Consider the following 18,378-nt stretch of genomic DNA (forward strand, 5'->3'; position numbering starts at 1 on the left):
GATATGACGTGGCGATGGCCGAGCTCACGGTGGCCGACACCAACGGCATTCTCCGTCAGCCCTGGGTGCGGCCCGAGCGGACCAGCCGCGGGCTCGGCTGGGAGCGGCTCTACGTCTCGACCCAGAGCGAGCGGGCCTACCAGGCGTCGTTCGGCGGCGCCGCCAGCCACCTGGTGATCCTGCACCTCAACGGGCCGGTCACGGTTCGCCGCGGGCATCTGGGGCTGACCCGGTCGCGGACGGTGCCGCCGGGTGGGCTCTTCGTGCATCCGGCGGGGAAGGATCTCACGGTCGAGCTGGGCGGGGCGCTGGACACGGTGCACGCATACCTCACCGACGACGCCCTTCAGGAAGCCCACGAGGGGGCGCCGGTCGAGCTGGCCGAGGAGCTGGGCGCGCTCGATCCGCTGCTGGAGCAGCTGCTGCTCACCCTGGACGGGGTGTTGCGTGCCTGGGAGCCGTCCGCCCGCACCTACGTCGACCACCTCGGCCACGCGCTCGCCGCCCAGCTCGCCCGCCGGCACAGCGTCGGCGCCGCCGCCGGGCCCACGCCGGCCGCGACCCGGGCCGGGCTCGCCGACCGGCAGCTGACCGCCGTGCGCGAGCTGGTCGAGGCGCACCTGGCCGAGCCGCTGCCGCTGCGGGTCATGGCCGCCGCGGCCGGGCTGAGCGTGAGCCAGTTCGCCCGGCAGTTCAAGGCGCGCACCGGCCAGTCGCCGCACCAGTTCCTCATCCAGCGGCGGGTCGACGAGGCCGCCCGGCTGCTGCGGGCCGGCCGGCTGCCGATCGCCGAGGTCGCCCAGCGTTGCGGCTTCTCCCATCAGGAGCATCTGAGCCGGGTGCTGCGCACCCATCTGCACACCACGCCGGGGGCGGTCCGCCGAGGCGCGTGACGCGCCTTTCGTGCAGCCGGCTCAGCACGATCGTGCAGGATCGCCGGCCGCCGCCGCGCCGAGACTGGGCCGGTGGAGACAGTCGAGACCGATGTTCTGATCGTCGGGAGCGGGCCGGCCGGCGGGGCCGCGGCGCTGCTGCTGAGCACGTACGGCGTGGCGAACATCGTGGTGACCAAGTACGGCCGCCTCTCCGACACCCCGCGCGCCCACATCACCAACCAGCGCACGATGGAGGTGCTGCGCGACGCCGGGATCGAGGACCAGGTCGTCGCCCGGGCCACCCCGCAGCGGCTGATGGGCGACACCACGTTCTGCTCGAGCCTGGCCGGCGAGGAGCTGGGCCGGCTGCACACCTGGTACACGCACCCGTCCCGGCGGGCCGACCACGATCTCGCCTCGCCGTCGAGCATCTGCGACATGCCGCAGCACCTGATGGAGCCGGTGCTGGTCGAGAACGCGATCGCCCGCGGCACGTCGTTCCGCTACCAGACCGAGTACCTCACGCTCGAGCAGGACGCCGGCGGGGTCACCGCGACCGTCCGGGACCGGCTGCGCGGCGACGACTACCGGATCCGGGCGAAATACCTGATCGGCGCCGACGGCGGCCGCAGCAAGGTGGCCGAGGACATCGGGCTGCCGATGGTCGGCACGATGGGCGTGGCCGGCAGCATCAACATCGTCTTCGAGGCCGACCTGACCAGGTACACGGCGTACCGGCCCAGCACCCTCTACTGGGTTCTGCAGACCGGGTCGGACGTGGGCGGCATCGGGATGGGCCTGGTCCGCTGCGTGCGGCCGTGGCACGAATGGCTGATCGTGTGGGGTTACGACATCGACGGCAAACCACCGAACCTCACCGAGGAGTACGCCCGGCGCATCGCCCACCATCTGATCGGTGACGACTCGGTGCCGGTCACCATCAAGTCGTCCTCGGCGTGGACGGTCAACCACATGTACGCCGAGACCTACCAGCGGGGCCGGGTGTTCTGCGCCGGCGACGCCGTCCACCGGCACCCGCCGTCGAACGGGCTCGGCTCGAACACGTCCATCCAGGACGCCTACAACCTCGCCTGGAAGCTGGCCCTGGTGCTGCGCGGCGCGGCCGGTCCCGGGCTGCTCGACACCTACTCGGCCGAGCGGGCGCCGATCGGCAAGCAGATCGTCGACCGGGCCAACCGCAGCATCGGCGAGACCACCCGCATCTTCGAGGCGCTCGGCCTGCTCTCGGCCGGCGACCCGGACCAGCTGCGCCGCAACATGGCGGCGCGCAAGCTGGCCACCCCGGAGGCGGCCGAGCAGCGGCGGGCGTTGCGCGAGGCGATCGAGTTCAAGAACTACGAATTCAACACCCACGGCGTCGAGCTCGATCAGCGGTACGCGTCGAGCGCCGTGCGCCCGGACGGAACCGAGCCGCCGGTCAATCCCCGCGACGCGGAGCTGTTCCACCACGCCACCACCGCGCCGGGCGCCAAGGTGCCGCACGCGTGGGTGGTGCGCGACCGGGCGACGGTGTCGACGCTGGATCTCGGCGGGCAGGGCCGGTTCACGGTGCTGACCGGGGTCGGGGGCGAGGCGTGGGCGGCCGCGGCCGAGACCGTGGGCGACGAGCTGGGCGTGCCGCTCGCGGCCGTCACCATCGGGCCGGGCGCCGATTACGAGGACGTCTACGGCGACTGGGCGCGGCTGCGCGAGGTCGGCGACGCGGGCTGTGTGCTGCTGCGCCCGGACAACCACGTCGGTTTCCGCAGCGAGGGCCTGCCCGCCGACCCGGCCGGCGCGCTGCGGGAGGCGCTGCGGGGCGTCCTGAGCCGGCCATGAGACGCGCGCGGCGCTGACGGGCGGCCGGGCCTGGGGTCAGGGGCGGCCCTGGAAGGCGGCGCGATAGGCCTCCGGGGTCACGCCGCGCACCCGCCGGAAGTGCCGGCGCAGCGTGTCGGGGCTGCCGAACCCGCACCGGCGCGCGACCGCGGCGATCGGCGTGCGGGTGAGCTCGAGCAGCTGCTCGGCGCGGCGCACGCGCTGCTCACGGACCCACGCGGCGGGGGCCGAGCCGGTCGCGGCGGTGAAGCGGCGGATGAAGGTGCGGGTGGACATCGCGGCCCGGGCCGCCATCGCCTCGACCGAGAGGTCCTCGTGCAGGTGGTCGCCGGCCCAGTCGAGCAGCTCGGCGAGGCCGGGAACGGGCCCGGTCGGCGGCGGCGTCACCGGCACGCGGGAGAACTGGGCCTGGCCGCCGCTGCGGTGCGCGGGGACGACCATTTCGCGGGCGACCCGGCCGGCGACGTCGGCGCCGAACTCGCGGCGCACCAGGTGCAGGCACAGGTCGATGGCGGCCGACGAGCCGGCGCTGGTCGCCACCGGGCCGTCGACCACGTAGATGCGGTCGCGGTCGACGGTCACCCGCGGGTGACGGCGGGCGAGCTCCTCCGCGTACGCCCAATGTGTGGTTGCCGTTCGTCCGTCGAGCAGACCGCCGGCCGCCAGCTGGAACGCGCCCGTGCACAACGCCGCCACCGTGGCGCCGCGCCCGGCCGCCCGTCGCAGCGCCTCGGTGAGCGCCGGGCTGACCGGCATCGAAACGAGCGCCGAGGAACCGGTCACGATGATCAGGTCGGCCTCCTCGAGCGGGCCCAGGTCATCGGTCGGCGTGATGCCGAAGCCGGTCGAGGTCCGGAGCGGCGACCGGCGCTCGGCGCAGACGGAGAACCGGTACCGGGGCAGCTCGGGGTCGATCCCGGGCAGTCCGAAGATCTCGGCGGCGACGCCCAGCTCGAACGCGGGCACCGGCTCGGCGACGACCACCGCCACATCGGTGAGCATCCGACCATCATGGCATGAACTGCGGCATGTATGGCAGAAGTGCCATCGCCGGGCGGGCAAGGAAGGGGTATGACCTCGACCGGACCGCTGCTCATCGTGTACGTCGTCTGGGGCTCGACCTATCTGGCCCAGAAGGTGGGCCTCGACGGGATCCCGCCGCTGACGCTGAACGCCGTGCGCTTCCTGATCGCCGGGCTGCTGCTGTACGCGTACTGCCGCCTCCGCCGATGGCGGTCCCCCGATCGCCGTCAGTGGCGCGCCGCCGCGATCCAGGGTCTGCTGCTGCCGGCCGCGGGCACCGGCGGGGCGGCGTGGGCCGAGCAGACGCTGCCGTCCGGCGTGACCGCGCTGTTCCTGGCCACCATCCCGCTCTGGATCGTGGTCGGGCGCCGGTTCAGCGACGGCGAGCGGATCGGCTGGCCGGTCGGCCTCGGCATCGTGGCCGGGCTCGGCGGGGTGGCCGTGCTGACCCGGCCGACCGGCACCGCCGACGTGGTGGCGATCGCGGTGGCCCTGGGCGGCGCGCTGTGCTGGGGTCTCGGCTCGGTCTATGCGACACACGCGCCGCGGCCCGAGCACGCGCTGGTGGCCAGCGCCGCCGAGATGCTGTGCGCGGGCGGCATCCTCACCGTCCTCGCGATCGTGTCCGGCGAGCCGGGCCGGGTCGAGGCCGGCCCGCGGTCGGCGGCCGCGCTCGCCTACCTGATCGTGTTCGGCAGCATCGTCGCGTACACCGCCTACACCTGGCTGCTCGACCACGTCCCGGCCCGGATCGCCGGCACCTACGCGTTCGTGAACCCGGTCGTCGCGGTGCTGCTCGGCTGGTGGCTGCTGGACGAGCCGCTCGACGGCCGGGTGCTGATCGCGACCGCGCTGATCGCCGTGGGGGTGGCGCTCATCGTCATCGCGCCGGGACGGAGACCGGACCAGCCGGCATCGGGCCGCCGGCCGGGGGAACCGGAACTCTCCGCTCCGGCGCGACGGTGAGGCTCGCGCTCAGGCCGTGGTGGGCGTGCGGACGGGTGCCCGCCGGGGCCAGACGCAGCAGACGACGATCGCGAGGATCGGGACCAGCGACAGGATGGCGAGCGGCTCGGCGCCGAAGAACACGAAACCGCCCCAGTACACCGAGGGACCGTGGCCGTTGCGGTGGGTGTTGGCCAGCAGGGAGCCGGTCGAGGTGGGGATGTTGCCCAGACCGGCCGGGGCGAGCATCAGCAGCGTGGCCACGCAGAGTCTCGAGTACACCCGCTGCCGGCCCGGCTCGTAGCGGCGCATGCGCTTCGACGTGAAAAGCCCGAACAGGGCGCCGAGCAGAGCGCCGGCCAGGCCGCCGAGGATGGTGTCGCGCCGGTGGCCGGGCGGCTCGGCCCACATCAGGTCGAGATTCAGCGCGGACGGGTTGGATTCGGCCTCGGTGATCTGCACGGCGGCGAGATAGCCGGTGCGCGTGCCGGTCACCTCGGCGAACACGGCGGGCACGGTCCGCGGGCCATTGCGCTGGACCGTGGTTCGCACGTCCTGCCAGCCGTGTGCGCGCATCTGCCGGTTGACGGCGGCGGCGACCTGCTCCGCGCCGGTCTGCGGGGGCATCATGCCGGTCACACTGGTCCGGCCGACACGTACGCCGGTGCCGCCGTGCAGAGTGTTCTCGCTGAGCGGGTTCCAGAAGGTGTGCCGCCCGTACTGGTCGACCCGCGCGTCGAAGGGGACCGGCAGGACCGTGGGGGCGAGGCCGATCGCGGTGGTCTTGTCCGGCGCCATCGGGTCCACGTCCCGCCAGGCCAGCCACGAGCCGAGCGCGATCCCGCTCAGCCCACCGAGCACGGCCGCGAACGCCGCGATCACGAACGCCCGGCGCCCGAACTCGGCGAGACGCCGGCCGAGGCCGTGCCGCAGCAGCAGCGCGGCCTCGCGGGCGGCCGGCCGGGATCGGCCCGGATCGGCGGCGTCGAGCAGTGTCGCGAGGATCTCCGGACCACGCTCGTGTCGATACGCTCGGGGGTAGGCCGACAGCCACCGCCGGTACCTGCGAGCCAGACGCGTGGTGCGGATGTCGTCGGGCATGGTGATCCCTTCAGGGGGTCGATTCAGGCCGGGCGGGGAGCACCGGCGGGGCGGGCTCCGCTCAACCGCTGGGTGACCATCCGGGCGTCGCGGCGCATCTGCTCGGCCTCGGCGGCCAGCGCGGCGATGCCCGGATCGGTCAGCCGGTAGTAGCGGCGGAGCCGGCCGTCGACGGTCTCCTCACGGTCGACCTCGACGAGGCCCTCGTCGTCGAGCCGGTCGAGTGCCGCGTACAACGTGCCGGCGGCGAGGCGCGTCCGGTCACCCGACAGCCGCGCCACTTCCTTGATCACCGCGTACCCATGCAGCGGCGCCGCAGCCAGCGCCGACAGGATCAGAAAGGTCGGTCGCCGCATGCTCGCCATGGCCGCCAATATACAGTTGATCGTCCTATCGGCGAAGCCGGTCAGCCGGTCGCGGTCAGCAGCGGCACGTCGAGGCGGTCGCGCAGTTCGTCGATGGTGACGCCGAAGGTGTCCCGGACGACCACGCCGCCCGGTGTGATCAGGAAGGTGGCCAGGTCGGTGTAGACGCGGTCGACGCAGCCGAGGCCGGTCAGCGGATACGTGCATTTCGGCACCAGCTTGGGCGAGCCGTCCTTGGCGAACAGCGTCATCATCACGTACACACTCTTGGCCCCGATCGCCAGATCCATCGCCCCGCCCACCGCGGGAATCGCGTCCGGTTCGCCGGTGTGCCAGTTGGCCAGGTCGCCGCCGGCCGCGACCTGGAACGCGCCGAGCACGCACACGTCGAGGTGGCCTCCGCGCATCATGGCGAACGAGTCGGCGTGGTGGAAGTAGGCCGATCCGGGCAGCTCGGTGACCGGCACCTTGCCCGCGTTGATCAGGTCAGGGTCGACCGCCGGGCCGGTGGCGGCCGGGCCCATGTTGAGCATGCCGTTCTCGGTGTGCAGCACCACGCCCGAGTCGTCCGGCAGGTGGTCGGCGACCAGCGTGGGCTGGCCGATCCCGAGGTTCACGTAGGCGCCGGGCGGGATGTCCCGGGCCACCAGCGCCGCCATCGCGTGCTTGTCGAGGCTCATACCGCCACCACCCGGTCCACGTAGATGCTCGGCGTAACCACGGCTTCGGGGTCGAGCGCGCCGGTCTCGACGATCTCGCTCACCTGGACGATCACCAGCGTGGCCGCGGTCGCCATCACCGGCCCGAAGTTGCGGGCCGTCTTGCGGTAGACCAGGTTGCCCATCCGGTCCGACCGGTAGGCGCCGATCAGCGCCACGTCCCCCTTGATCGGGTACTCGAGGACATAGGTACGGCCGTCGATCTCGCGCGTCTCTTTGCCGGAAGCCAGCGGCGTGCCGACGGCGGTCGGCGAGTAGAACGCCCCGATGCCGGCGCCGGCGGCCCGCATCCGCTCGGCCAGGTTGCCCTGCGGCACGACCTCGAGCTCGATCTTCCCGGCCCGGTAGAGCCCGTCGAACACCCAGGAGTCGGTCTGCCGCGGGAACGAGCAGATCACCTTGCGCACCCGGCCCTTGGCCAGCAGCGCCGCCAGCCCGGTGTCGCCGTTGCCGGCGTTGTTGGACACCACGGTGAGTCCGGAGGCGCCCTGTTCGATGAGCGCGTCGATCAGGTGCACCGGCATGCCGGCCATGCCGAACCCGCCGATCAGCACGGTCGAGCCGTCCGCGATGCCGGCGACGGCCTCCGCCGCATCATCGACCAAACGGGCGCTCATGCCACGTTCTCCAGCACGACGGCGAGCGCCTGGCCGACGCCGATGCAGATCGCGGCCACGCCCCAGCGGTCGCCGGTCTCGCGCAGCCGGGCGGCGAGCGTGCCGAGGATGCGGCCGCCGGACGCGCCGAGCGGGTGGCCGATCGCGATCGCGCCGCCCTTGGCGTTGACGATCGCCGGGTCGATGTTCCAGGCGTCGACGCAGGCGAGCGACTGGACGGCGAACGCCTCGTTCAGCTCGACCGCGGCGACGTCGGCCCAGGTGATGCCGGCCCGGGCGAGGGCCCGGTCGGCCGCCTCGACCGGCGCGTAGCCGAACATCGGCGGTTCGACAGCCGAGACGCCACGCCCGGCGATGCGCGCGATGGGTGCGATGCCGATGCGGCTCTCCATCGACGCGGACCCCAGCAATAGAGCCGAGGCGCCGTCGTTGAGCGGGGAGGCGTTGCCGGCGGTGATGGTGCCGTCCGGGCGGAACGACGGTTTCAGCTTCTCCAACGAAGCCGCCGACGAACCGGGCCGGATGCCCTCGTCGCGGGCGAGCGAGACACCCGGAACCGGAACCACCAGCTCGTCGTAGAACCCCGCCGACCAGGCGGCGTCGGCCAGGTTGTGGGACCGCGCCGCGAACTCGTCCTGGCGTACCCGGGAAACGCCGAACTTCTCCCCCAGCAGCTCGTTGGCCTCGCCCAGCGAGACCGTCCAGTCCTTCGGCATGTTCTCGTTGACCAGCCGCCAGCCGAGCGTGGTCGACACCGCCGTCACGTTGCCGGCCGGGAACGCCCGCGACGGCTTCGGCAGCACCCACGGCGCGCGGGTCATCGACTCGGCGCCGCCGGCCACCACCACGTCGGCGTCGCCGGACTCGATCGCGCGCGAGCCGATCATCGCCGCGTCGAGCGACGAGCCGCAGAGCCGGTTGACGGTCGTCGCGGGCACCGACACCGGCAGTCCGGCGAGCAGCACGGCCATCCGCCCGACGTTGCGGTTGTCCTCGCCGGCCTGGTTGGCGCAGCCCCAGACGACGTCGCCGATCGTGGCCGGGTCGAGCGCGGGCGCCTTCGCGAGCACGCCCTTCAGCGCGATCGCGGCGAGATCGTCGGGGCGCACCTCGGCGAGGGCGCCGCCGAAGCGGCCGAACGGGGTGCGCGCGGCGGCGTAGAGGTAGGCGGAGTTCACGTCCTCCAACCTACGACGAGCCCACCGATCGACTCCAATACACAATCAAGGGCGATTGATAACGTACGCGAATGGAACTGCGCCACCTGCGATCCTTCGCGGCTCTCGCCGAGGAACGGCACTTCGGCCGCGCCGCCGAGCGCCTGCACATCGCCCAGCCGGCCCTGTCCCAGCAGGTCAAGCAGCTGGAACGGGAGCTCGGCGTGGAGCTGGTCAGCCGGACCACGCGCCGGGTCGAGCTCACCGGGGCCGGCCACCGCTTCGCCGAGCACGCCCGCGCGGTGCTGGGTTCGGTCGACCGGGCGACGACCGACATGGCGCTGGTCGCCGAGGGGCGGGCCGGGCGGGTTTCGGTCGGCTTCATCGGCACGGCGAGCTACGACCTGCTCCCGCTGGCCGCTCGGGAGGTGCGGGACGCCCTGCCCGGCGTACGGCTGGATCTGCACAGTGAGCTGCTCAGTCCCGCCCTGCTCGACGGGTTGCTGGCCGGCACGTACGACCTGGTGGTCCTGCGCCCCGACGGCATCGCCCGCCCCGAGGTCGACCTGCGCGTGCTGCGCACCGAGCGGCTGGTCGCGGTGCTGCCCGACCGGCATCCGCTGGCCGCGCGCCCCCGGATCGACCTGGCCGAGCTGGCCGGCGAGCCGTTCGTCATGCACTTCTCCGGCCACCGGTCGTCGATGCACGAGCATGTGCTGGCCGCCTGCGCCGCCGCCGGGTTCCGCCCGCCGTCGACGATGGAGGTGGGCGAGACGGTCACGCTGGTCGTCTTCGTGGCGGCCGGCCTCGGCGTCGCGCTGGTGCCCGAGCCGGTGCGCAGCCTCGCCCTGCGCGGCGTCGCCTACGTCGAGCTGGCCGAGCCGGCCACGGTCGACCTGGCGATGGCGACCCGGGCCGGCGAGACCTCCCCGGCCGTCCATCGGGTCGCCGAGATCATCGCTTCCCGTCAGGCGGGGTGGGGATCAACCGGCTCCCGGGGTATACCGGCGGTATGAGTTCCGACCGGATCTTCGTGGTGCAGCGGCACCGGGCGCGGCGGCTGCACTACGACTTCCGCCTCGAGGTCGACGGGGTGCTGGCGAGCTGGGCGGTGCCGAAGGGGCCGACGCTCGATCCGGCCGTACGCCGGGCCGCGTTCCACGTCGAGGACCACGCCATGGACCATGCGTCGTTCGAGGGCGTCCTTCCGTCCGGTCAGTACGGGGCCGGGGACGTGATCGTCTGGGACAACGGGACGTGGCGGCCGGCTTCCGACGCGCCTTCGCCGGAGAAATCCCTTTTATCGGGAGAATTGCACTTCGACCTCTTCGGCGCGAAGCTTCGCGGCCGTTTCGTGCTGGTGCGTTCGCGGATCGGCGCCGGCGGGAAAGAGGAGTGGTTGCTGCTGCACAAGCGCGACGAGTTCGCGGTGACCGGCTGGGATCCGGAGGACCACCCGCGCTCGGTGCTGTCCGGCCGCACCAACGACGAGGTCAGGCAGGGTTAGGGGGCTTTCATGGCACGGCCGATCTGGACCGGGGCGATCACATTCGGGCTGGTGTCGGTGCCGGTCGCGATGTATTCGGCGACCCACGAGCACGAGGTGTCCTTCCACCAGTTCGAGAAGGACACGTCCGACCGCATCCGGTACAAGCGCGTCAACGAGCGCACCGGCAAGGAGGTCGACTTCGACGACATCGTCAAGGGCGCCGAGGTCGGCGGCGGCGACTACGTGATGCTCGACGCCGACGAGCTCGACTCGGTGGCGCCCGGCCGCTCGCGGAGCCTGGAGATCGACCGCTTCGTCGACCTCGACGAGATTGACCCGATCTACTACCAGAAGACGTACTACCTAGGCCCCGGCAAGGGCGACACGGCGAAGGTCTACGGCCTGCTGCGCGACGCCATGGCCGACGCCGGCAAGGCCGCGATCGGCACGCTGGTGATGCGCAACAAGGAGTACCTGGCGGCGATCCGCCCCGAGGGCTCGCTGCTGATGCTCCAGACGATGTTCTTCGCCGACGAGGTGCGCAACCCCAAGGACGAGATCGAGGGCCTCCCCCGCAAGGGCGCGGCCAAGAAGAGCGAGCTGTCGATGGCCCAGCAGCTGATCTCCTCGATGGCCGGCCCGTGGCGCCCCAAGGACTTCCGCGACACGTACACCGACCGGGTCAACGACCTCATCAAGAAGAAGAAGGCCGGCAAGGAGGTCACGGCGGCCGAGCCCGCCCCCGAGCCGACGAACGTCACCGACCTGCTCTCGGTGCTGCGCCAGAGCGTCGAGAACGCCCAGAAGCGCCGGGGTGCGAGCAAACCCAAGAAGAAGAAGAAGGCCTCCTGATATCCCACTCGTGCGATAGGGATACGCTGCCGCGATGAGAGCCGTTCAGTGTCTCCGGTTCGGCGGGCCCGAGGTCCTCGAGCTCGCCGACGTCCCCGAGCCGGCGCCGGGCGACGGCCAGGTGCTCGTCGACGTCGCCGCGGCAGGCGTCAACTTCGCCGACACCAGCCGGATCGCCGGCACCTACCGGCCCACGCCGGAGCTGCCGTTCGTGCCGGGCACCGAGGTGGTCGGCCGCACCGGCGACGGGCGGCGGGTGCTGGCCGCCACGTTCGGCGGCGGCGGGTTCGCCGAGCGGGCGATCGTCGCCGAGCGCGAGCTGGTCGAGGTGCCGGCGGCGGTGGGCGACGCCGAGGCCCTGGCGCTGCTCGTGCAGGGCCTGACCGCCTGGCACGTGCTGACCGGCAGCGCCCGCCTGCGGGCGGGCGAGACCGTGGTGGTCAACGCGGCGGCCGGCGGCGTCGGGTCGCTCGCCGTGCAGCTGGCGCGGCATTTCGGGGCCGGGCGGGTGATCGCGGTGGCCGGCACCGCCGAGCGCCGGGCCCTCGCGCTGTCGCTCGGCGCCGACGTGGCCGTCGACGGCGACCCGGACGGTTACGCCGAGCGGGTCATCGCCGCGAACGAGGGCCGGCCGGTCGACGTCGTCCTCGAGTCGGTCGGCGGCCGGGTCTTCAGCGCCGGGCTCGAGGTGCTGGCGAACTTCGGGCGGCTGGTCACGTTCGGTAACGCGTCGCGCGAGGGCCGGCCGCTCGTCGACCCGGGCGCGCTCGCCGACCGGAACGCGGCCGTCGCCGGTTTCTGGCTGCGGCCGGCACTGGCCGGCGCCGGCGCCGGCGCCTTCGCCGAGCCGCTTGTGGCCATGTTCGAGCTGGTGACGGCCGGTTCGCTGCGCCCGCTGACCGGCGCGGCGTACCCGCTGGCCGACGCCCGCCGGGCGTTCGAGGATCTGCTCGCCCGCCGCACCACCGGCAAGGTCACCCTCCTCCCCTTGGCCCGATAGACCACCTCGCCTATGGTTTCGATATGGATAGCGGGCTGCGGTTTCACTGGTTCCTGCCCACCAACGGGGGCGACGGGCGGCACGTGGTCGGGGGCGGGCACGGCGTCTCGGCCGAGGGGGCCGGGCGGCCCGCGACGATTCCCTATCTCGGGCAGATCGCGCGCAGTGCCGAGCAGCTCGGGTTCGAGGCGGCGCTGACACCGACCGGGGCCTGGTGCGAGGACGCCTGGATCACCACGGCCATGCTCGCCGGGGTGTCCGAGCGGCTGAAGTTCCTGGTCGCGTTCCGGCCGGGGCTGGTCTCGCCGTTCCTCGCGGCGCAGATGGCCGGAACGTTCCAGAACCTCTCCGGCGGGCGCCTGCTGCTCAACGTGGTCACCGGCGGAGAGAGCCACGAGCAGCGGATGTACGGCGACTTCCTCGACAAGGACGACCGGTACCGGCGGTGCGGCGAGTTCCTCGGGATCGTCCGCGCGCTCTGGCGGGGCGAGACCGTCACGCACGAGGGACGGCACTACCGGCTCGACGGGGCGATCCTCGCGCAGCGGCCCGAACCCGTGCCGGAGATTTATTTCGGTGGGTCCTCGCCGGCCGCGCTGGAGGTCGCCGCCGAGCACGCCGACGTGTACCTGACCTGGGGTGAGCCGCCGGCCGCCGTGGCCGCGAAGATCGAGCGCGTGCGGGCGCTCGCCGAGAAGGAGGGCCGGGAGCTCCGGTTCGGCATCCGCCTGCACACGATCGCCCGCGACACGGCGGAGGAGGCATGGGCGTACGCGGACCGGCTGCTCGACGGGATCTCCGAGGAGCGCATCCGCCGGATCCAGGACGGGCTGCGCCGCAGCGAGTCGGAGGGCCAGCGGCGGATGCTCGCGCTGAACGCCGGCACCAAGGACGGCCTCGAGATCCACCCGGGCCTGTGGGCGGGTGTCGGCCTGGTCCGCGGGGGCGCCGGCACCGCGATGGTCGGCTCGCACGCCCAGATCGGCGACCTCATCGAGGAGTACGCGGCCACCGGCATCACCGAGTTCGTGCTCTCCGGCTACCCGCACCTGGAGGAGGCGTACCACTTCGGCGAGGGCGTCCTGCCCGAGCTGTCCCGCCGCGGCCTGTGGGCGCACCCGGCACCGCCGCGCCACACCCCGGCCGCGGTGCCGTTCGGCGCGCGTTAGAGGGGCGTCCCGGCGATCAGCCGGACGGTGAAGCCTTCCGGGCCCCGCTCGTAGCTCACGTGGTTGCACGACTGGTGGGTGATCCACATGCCGAGCCCGCCGCCGCTGCCGTCGGCGGCCGGCAGCAGGCCCGCGAACGGGTCCTTCGGGCCCGGGCCGGCGTCGGTGACGCTGACCACGACCCGGTCGGCGGTGGCCCACAGGCGCATCCGGATCGGGCCGAGGCCGTGGCGCTGGGCGTTGGTCACCGTCTCGCTGACGGCCACCACCAGATCGTCCAGGTCGTCGGGCGGCAGGAAGCCGGCGTCGGCGGCGTAGACCGCGAGGCGCGCGTCGGCGGGCGTGGGATCGGCCAGGTCGAGCCGCGGCTCGGTGAGCTGGACCGGGTCGGGGAACGGCGCGCGGGGCACGCTGAGGTAGCCGACGGGGTCGATGTACTGCCGGTTGACCGGATGGCTGCCGTCGGGCCGGGCGGTGCGCGGGTGGGTGCGCAGCACGTCGTCGATCACCGGGCCGGGGGTGACCCGGACGTCGTACGCGCACATGCTCCACAGCGGGAACTCGTCGTACGCGTGGTTGATCGCCGACTCGTACCGCGCCCACCAGTCCCAGGTCGGGCCCAGCGCCTGCGGGGTGACCTCGCCGATGATGCGGATCTGGCCGGCGCCCGCGCCCACGTGGTCGGCCAGCAGCTTGCGATAGGTGCGGATGGCCGACGCCGGTCGCGCGTACATGCTGCCGCCGGTGAGGAACGTGACCCCGTCGCCGGCCGGCAGCGCGGCGCGCACCAGCTCGGCGTTGCGCTCGCCCAGCGCCACCACCGTCGGCTCCCCCGCCTCGACCCCGCCCATCAGGAACGGGACCGCGACCCCGAGCAGGTGCTCGTCGGAGTCGTAGCAGACCGCCTCGTGGTAATAGCCGACGTGCCCGGCCGCGGCGCCCGTTCTCATGCCGCGCTCCGCACGACGACGCGGGACAGGTCGAGCAGGCCGGCCAGCCGGCTGACCGACGCCTTTTCCGTACGCAGAACCACTGTCACCGATTCCTCCGTGGCGAGCCGCTGCAGGTGCAGCAGCGCGCGATGGTCCACGAACCGCAGACCGCGGGCGTCGATGACCACGTCCTTGCCGCCCGAGCCGAGCCCGGCCCGCCTCAGCGTCTTCACGAACAGTTCCTCCCCGGCCGCGTCGACCTCGCCGTCGAGGATCGCGACACCCGGGCGGCCCGACGCGTGCAGCCGGAACGGCACGCGCGCGTTCGTGTGCTGGTGCACGCCGGCCAGCTCGGCCACGGCGCGATCGCCCAGCTCACGGCGGTCGTACGCACAGACGGCCCGCATCGGCGCGACTCGCATGTACCCACCGATCAGGTACTCGTACCGCGCGAACGCGTCGAGCTCGGCCGCGGTGCGCACGAGTGGCGTCGGATCGGCACAAACCCGCAGCCCGGCGAAGCCGTCGGCGAGCGCCCGCTCGGTGGCCGCCGCATAGGCCTCGACCTGCGCTTCCGGGTCGGTGACCCGGCCGGTGGCGTAGGCGTCGCCGGGCCACACGACGCGGGCCGAGCCGGGGCGCCCGCCGCCGGCCGAGCCGGGGCGCCCGCCGAGCTCGGTGAGCCAGCCGGCGATCGCGGCGCTCGACCGGTCCCCCGGCACGTACCAGACCTGCTCACCGCGGGCGAGACCGTCCGCGAGGTAGGCCCGCGCGTACGCGTCGAAGGCCTGCTGGTCGTCGTACGACCAGCAGACATGCGCCGCCTCGCCCGTCACGGCGCCACCCTAACCCCTCGCGTGGGGCGCGGCCATTTGCGGGCATAGACCCGCGTCGCGGGGGCATCCACCGCCGTTAACGGGGTACAGGCCCTCGGAGCGCCCCAGGAGGTCGATCCCGTGCATCCGCAACCGCCCCGCCGCACCACGCACGTCACCGGAAGCCCGCGGAGCATGATCGTGTTCGACCGCTGGGGCCGGTTCGGCCGGCCCGTCCTGCTGCTGCACGGGCTGCTGCTCGACCGCACGATGTGGTGGCCGGCCGCCGCCGAGCTGATCGCGACGGCCAGCTGCACGGTGGTGGCGCCCGACCTGCCCGGGCACGGCCAGAGCGCGGCCCGCGACGACTACGGCGCGGAGCGGCTCGCCCGGGACCTGGCCGTGCTGGTCAACGGGCTGAACCTGCACCGGGCGCCGGTCGTGGTCGGGCACGGGGAGTCGGCCGGGCTGGCGATGACGTTCGCCGACGCCTACCGGACGCGCTGCGTGGTCACCCTCGAGTCGCCGGCCGTGCCCGACGAGGTGCCCGCGGAGTTGCGGCCCTATGCGAATCCCAGCGCCGATCGGGGGCTGCTCCACGCGTACGGGAGCTGGCTGCCGCAACCCGCGATGGCCGGCGCCTCGGCACCCACCCGGACCGGCTCCTTCCTGCCCTTGACCGACCCGGCGGGCTTCGCCGGGGAGCTCCGCACGCTGCTGTGACGCCATGCAGACCTTCCTGCCCTACCCGGACTTCGCCGCCGGCGCCGCCGTGCTCGACCCGCGGCGGCTCGGCAAGCAGCGGGTGGAGACCATCCAGGTGCTGCGGGCGCTGACCCGCGAGACCTACGGCTGGAAGCACCACCCGGCGGTGAAGATGTGGCGGGGGTACGAGGAGGCGCTGACCCGGTACGGGCTGGACATGTGCGCGGTCTGGACGGCGGCCGGGCGGGCGGACACCTGCGCGGTCACCCTGGTCGAAGACCTTTCCACGGGTACGGGCATAGCGGCCGCCCGCACCCAGAAGGAGCTCGAGGTGGCCGGCGAGCTCCCGCCGTGGCTCGGCGACCCGGCCCTGCACCGAAGCCACCGGTCGGCGCTGCGCCGCAAGGAGCCGGCGTACTACGACGCGCTGTTTCCCGACGTGCCGGACGATCTGCCGTACGTGTGGCCGGACTCCGACCGATGAGCGACCGTTTCGTGGTCATCAAGGGGCGGCGTTGGCGTGCCGCGGATCCGGCGATTCCCGAGGACGTCGCCGCGCGGCTGCGCCGGGTGCTGATGGCCGCCCGTCGTGACGTGGGCGCGGCGCTGCGGTCGGGCGAGGACACGGCGCCCGCCCGCGCCCGGGTGCAGGCGGCGAAGGTGGCCCTCGGCGAGCGCGGCACGCCGTGGTGGGAGCAGACCCTCGCCGAACGGCGAGAGCGCTGGGAGAAGGGGCTGGCCGACTAGGTCGCGGCGATCGCGCCGTACGGGCGGTGCGTGCCGTCGCTCGGCCGGCGGAGGCGATCGACCTCGTGGAAGCCGGCCCGGGCCAGCCGCCGGGCGATCTCGTCGGCAGGCCAGCGGTAGGCGGTCGTCACCTTGTGGTCGAAGGCCTCGACCTTGTCGCCCTCCTCGCCTTCCTCGCCCTCCTTGGCCTCCTCGGCCTCGAAGTAGCCGACGATCAGCGGGCCGCCCGGGGCCGTCACCCGGCGGAACTCGGCCAGCACGCCGTCGAGCTCCGGCGGCGGCAGGTGGATCAGCGAGAACCAGGCCAGGATCCCGGCGATCGTGCCGCTCTCCGCGTCCAGGCTGGTGATCTCGCCCAGCCGGTAGTCGCCGTCCGGATGGGTCGCCTTCGCGTGGGCGATGAACTCGGGGACCACGTCGATCCCGGCCGCGTCGACGCCCCGGGACCGGAGGTAGGCCGTGAGATGTCCCGGCCCGCAGCCGAGGTCGAGCACCTTCCCGGTTCTCGCCGATATGTGTCGGCCGATGAAGGCGAGGTCATCGGGCTCGACCTGCTCCCTGGTGCCGTACAGCTCGATGTAAAGCTCCGCGACGGACGCATACGCATCCCGGACCCGCTCCACGCTCATCCGCGGACCGCCCGAACCTCGGCGAGCCGCCGGACCGCGTACGCGTCGTCCCAGCAGACGGCGGCTTCCCAGGCCGCCGACGCCTGCGCCGCGATGTCGTGCGCGCCGTCGTCGAGGCCGGCCGCGTTGCCGGGCAGCACGAGGTCGAGGTCGGGCACGTCGACGTGCGCCTCGTCCCAGTCGATCAGCGCGACCCGATCGGCGGTCACCCGGACGTTGCCGGGGTTGGCCGGGTTGCCGTGCACGACGCAGGCAGGGTGCCCGGCGAGCCGCGCCCAGGCCGCCCGGCAGCGCGCCACGCTCTCCGGGGGCATCGCGCCGAGGTCGACCTTCGTCCCGGTCGCGGCGTGCAGCAGGTCGGTCGACGATCGCCAGCCCGGCCGTTGCGGCCAGTTCCGCGTCACCCGGTGCAGCTCGCGCAGCGCGCCGGCCACGCGACGCCAGTCGTCGCCGGTCTCGGGCGGCCCGCCCTCCAGGTAGGTCATCACCACCAGGCCGCCGGCGAACAACCGGCCGTCGGTGGCCGGGATCGGCACCGGCACGGTCAGCCCGGCCCGGTCGAGGTGCTGCAGGAGCCCGGTCTCCCAGGCGAGATCGGCGTCGCTCCGGCGGCCGAGACGACCGACCGCGAGACGCCCGTCGACGCGAACGCTCCACACATCGTTGGCGACCCCACCGGCAAGCGGCTCGACGCGAGCGACGTCGTGACCCCACCGCTCGAGCGCTTCCCACCCCACGGGCCACACCTTACGGGCTCGCCTTCCTGCAGTGGGACCGCGGCGTGGCCGGATCTGTCGCCACCCGTTCGTAGGCCTCGCGCCCGGCGGCGACCGCGGCGCAGCGTACGCAGAGGAACCAGTCGCCGCGAACAACACGGATGCGGCGGCCGCCACGCCGCCGGCCCGGGTCTGGCAGGGGCTTCCCGCCGCATGCCCGACACTGACCGCTCCGCCCTATGGCGTGGCCGCGACCGGCAAGCGGGTCGCCGGCTACGTGGCTCCCGGGGAGCAGGAGTCCCTCGACAAGGTCGTTCCCGGCGCCGTATTCGACCAGATGAAGTGCGTCTACACCGCGCCCGGCAAGGCGTCGCCGCTGGTCGAGACCAATGTCACGATCTTCCGCGGTGACGCCGGCACGACGCACGCGACCGCCTGGTTCCAGTCGGAGAGCGCGGCGGCGATCGGGATGGGCGGTGTCGAGGTGGCCGGCCTCGGCGATGGGGCGTTTGCCGACATCGTCGAGCCGAAGGTCAACCTTCGCGCGCGCTCGGGTAACGCCTGCCTTTCCGTCAGCGCGCTCCCCGGCATGGAGGTCGTCCGCACATTGGACAAGGTCCAGCAGCAGGCCCCGGTCCTGACCGCGACCATGAAGGACGTTCTCGCCGGCCTCGCCTGACGGA

Annotated in this window: 22 protein-coding genes; 12 read left to right on the forward strand and 10 right to left on the reverse strand. The window is 73.2% G+C overall.

Annotated features, from left to right (window positions below; translation table 11 throughout):
- The first annotated feature begins 14 nt into the window (after positions 1-14).
- The gene (locus ACZ6TB_RS30525; protein WP_465559745.1) at positions 15-893 is read left to right on the forward strand and encodes a helix-turn-helix domain-containing protein; all 879 of its coding nucleotides are present in this window, start codon (positions 15-17) and stop codon (positions 891-893) included.
- A 72-nt stretch (positions 894-965) separates the two neighbouring features.
- Positions 966-2,714: an FAD-dependent oxidoreductase gene (locus ACZ6TB_RS30530; RefSeq protein WP_465559748.1), complete on the forward strand. Its 1,749-nt coding sequence runs from the start codon at positions 966-968 to the stop codon at positions 2,712-2,714.
- Positions 2,715-2,750: 36 nt separating this feature from the next.
- On the opposite strand, the gene ACZ6TB_RS30535 is transcribed toward ACZ6TB_RS30530, so the two are convergent.
- A complete protein-coding gene (locus ACZ6TB_RS30535) occupies positions 2,751-3,716 on the reverse strand; it encodes a GlxA family transcriptional regulator (protein ID WP_465559751.1) in 966 nt (321 codons plus the stop codon).
- A gap of 69 nt (positions 3,717-3,785) precedes the next feature.
- Here ACZ6TB_RS30535 and ACZ6TB_RS30540 point away from each other — a divergent pair, with 69 nt between their 5' ends.
- Complete coding sequence (locus tag ACZ6TB_RS30540) at positions 3,786-4,703, forward strand: EamA family transporter (RefSeq protein WP_465559754.1); 918 nt, start codon at positions 3,786-3,788, stop codon at positions 4,701-4,703.
- A gap of 9 nt (positions 4,704-4,712) precedes the next feature.
- Here ACZ6TB_RS30540 and ACZ6TB_RS30545 read toward each other — a convergent pair whose 3' ends face one another.
- The 5 genes from ACZ6TB_RS30545 to ACZ6TB_RS30565 are packed head-to-tail and all read right to left on the reverse strand — an operon-like array spanning position 4,713 to position 8,662.
- The gene (locus tag ACZ6TB_RS30545) at positions 4,713-5,783 is read right to left on the reverse strand and encodes a hypothetical protein (RefSeq protein ID WP_465559756.1); all 1,071 of its coding nucleotides are present in this window, start codon (positions 5,781-5,783) and stop codon (positions 4,713-4,715) included.
- A gap of 23 nt (positions 5,784-5,806) precedes the next feature.
- Positions 5,807-6,148, reverse strand: a complete 342-nt coding sequence (locus ACZ6TB_RS30550; RefSeq protein ID WP_465559759.1) for a PadR family transcriptional regulator — start codon at positions 6,146-6,148, stop codon at positions 5,807-5,809.
- Between the two features lie 41 nt (positions 6,149-6,189).
- A complete protein-coding gene (locus ACZ6TB_RS30555; protein WP_465559762.1) occupies positions 6,190-6,828 on the reverse strand; it encodes a 3-oxoacid CoA-transferase subunit B in 639 nt (212 codons plus the stop codon).
- Entirely contained in the window at positions 6,825-7,484 is a 660-nt protein-coding gene (locus ACZ6TB_RS30560) for a 3-oxoacid CoA-transferase subunit A (protein WP_465559765.1), read from the reverse strand. Before ACZ6TB_RS30560 ends, ACZ6TB_RS30555 begins: the two co-directional genes overlap by 4 nt.
- The gene (locus ACZ6TB_RS30565) at positions 7,481-8,662 is read right to left on the reverse strand and encodes a thiolase family protein (protein WP_465559768.1); all 1,182 of its coding nucleotides are present in this window, start codon (positions 8,660-8,662) and stop codon (positions 7,481-7,483) included. The genes ACZ6TB_RS30560 and ACZ6TB_RS30565 overlap by 4 nt, the downstream gene beginning before the upstream one ends.
- 71 nt (positions 8,663-8,733) lie before the next feature.
- Here ACZ6TB_RS30565 and ACZ6TB_RS30570 point away from each other — a divergent pair, with 71 nt between their 5' ends.
- Genes ACZ6TB_RS30570 through ACZ6TB_RS30590 form a run of 5 tightly spaced genes read left to right on the forward strand, consistent with a single transcriptional unit; the run spans position 8,734 to position 13,151 of the window.
- Positions 8,734-9,657, forward strand: a complete 924-nt coding sequence (locus ACZ6TB_RS30570; RefSeq protein ID WP_465559771.1) for a LysR substrate-binding domain-containing protein — start codon at positions 8,734-8,736, stop codon at positions 9,655-9,657.
- Positions 9,654-10,148: a DNA polymerase ligase N-terminal domain-containing protein gene (locus ACZ6TB_RS30575; protein WP_465559774.1), complete on the forward strand. Its 495-nt coding sequence runs from the start codon at positions 9,654-9,656 to the stop codon at positions 10,146-10,148. Before ACZ6TB_RS30570 ends, ACZ6TB_RS30575 begins: the two co-directional genes overlap by 4 nt.
- Positions 10,149-10,157: 9 nt before the next feature.
- Complete coding sequence (gene ku, locus ACZ6TB_RS30580) at positions 10,158-10,982, forward strand: non-homologous end joining protein Ku (protein ID WP_465559777.1); 825 nt, start codon at positions 10,158-10,160, stop codon at positions 10,980-10,982.
- Positions 10,983-11,016: 34 nt separating this feature from the next.
- Entirely contained in the window at positions 11,017-11,982 is a 966-nt protein-coding gene (locus ACZ6TB_RS30585; protein ID WP_465559780.1) for a quinone oxidoreductase family protein, read from the forward strand.
- A 23-nt stretch (positions 11,983-12,005) separates the two neighbouring features.
- Positions 12,006-13,151 (forward strand): LLM class flavin-dependent oxidoreductase, encoded by a 1,146-nt coding sequence (locus ACZ6TB_RS30590; protein WP_465559783.1) that lies wholly within the window; start codon positions 12,006-12,008, stop codon positions 13,149-13,151.
- Here ACZ6TB_RS30590 and ACZ6TB_RS30595 read toward each other — a convergent pair.
- Both ACZ6TB_RS30595 and ACZ6TB_RS30600 read right to left on the reverse strand, forming a co-directional pair.
- Positions 13,148-14,101, reverse strand: coding sequence for an anti-sigma factor RsbA family regulatory protein (locus tag ACZ6TB_RS30595; protein WP_465559785.1), 954 nt, complete (start codon positions 14,099-14,101; stop codon positions 13,148-13,150). The two genes, ACZ6TB_RS30590 and ACZ6TB_RS30595, sit on opposite strands and share 4 nt — an antisense overlap.
- Positions 14,098-14,919, reverse strand: a complete 822-nt coding sequence (locus ACZ6TB_RS30600) for an MEDS domain-containing protein (RefSeq protein ID WP_465559788.1) — start codon at positions 14,917-14,919, stop codon at positions 14,098-14,100. Before ACZ6TB_RS30600 ends, ACZ6TB_RS30595 begins: the two co-directional genes overlap by 4 nt.
- 120 nt (positions 14,920-15,039) lie before the next feature.
- Between ACZ6TB_RS30600 and ACZ6TB_RS30605 the strand changes: the two genes are divergently transcribed.
- From ACZ6TB_RS30605 to ACZ6TB_RS30615, 3 genes are read left to right on the forward strand one after another with little or no spacing between them, the layout of a single operon-like run.
- The gene (locus tag ACZ6TB_RS30605) at positions 15,040-15,621 is read left to right on the forward strand and encodes an alpha/beta fold hydrolase (protein WP_465559791.1); all 582 of its coding nucleotides are present in this window, start codon (positions 15,040-15,042) and stop codon (positions 15,619-15,621) included.
- Positions 15,622-15,625: 4 nt separating this feature from the next.
- Entirely contained in the window at positions 15,626-16,087 is a 462-nt protein-coding gene (locus ACZ6TB_RS30610) for an MSMEG_6728 family protein (RefSeq protein ID WP_465559794.1), read from the forward strand.
- Positions 16,084-16,350 carry a hypothetical protein gene (locus tag ACZ6TB_RS30615; RefSeq protein ID WP_465559797.1) on the forward strand — a complete coding sequence of 89 codons (267 nt, stop codon included), beginning with the start codon at positions 16,084-16,086 and terminating at the stop codon, positions 16,348-16,350. The genes ACZ6TB_RS30610 and ACZ6TB_RS30615 overlap by 4 nt, the downstream gene beginning before the upstream one ends.
- Here the strand turns inward: ACZ6TB_RS30615 and ACZ6TB_RS30620 are convergent.
- A complete protein-coding gene (locus ACZ6TB_RS30620) occupies positions 16,347-16,979 on the reverse strand; it encodes a class I SAM-dependent DNA methyltransferase (RefSeq protein ID WP_465559800.1) in 633 nt (210 codons plus the stop codon). The two genes, ACZ6TB_RS30615 and ACZ6TB_RS30620, sit on opposite strands and share 4 nt — an antisense overlap.
- Positions 16,976-17,716 (reverse strand): phosphotransferase enzyme family protein, encoded by a 741-nt coding sequence (locus ACZ6TB_RS30625; protein WP_465559803.1) that lies wholly within the window; start codon positions 17,714-17,716, stop codon positions 16,976-16,978. The genes ACZ6TB_RS30620 and ACZ6TB_RS30625 overlap by 4 nt, the downstream gene beginning before the upstream one ends.
- 223 nt (positions 17,717-17,939) lie before the next feature.
- Here ACZ6TB_RS30625 and ACZ6TB_RS30630 point away from each other — a divergent pair, with 223 nt between their 5' ends.
- Positions 17,940-18,374, forward strand: coding sequence for a hypothetical protein (locus ACZ6TB_RS30630; RefSeq protein ID WP_465559805.1), 435 nt, complete (start codon positions 17,940-17,942; stop codon positions 18,372-18,374).
- The last annotated feature ends 4 nt before the right edge of the window (positions 18,375-18,378 follow it).

The organism is Actinoplanes sp. NPDC051537, from assembly GCF_055586105.1.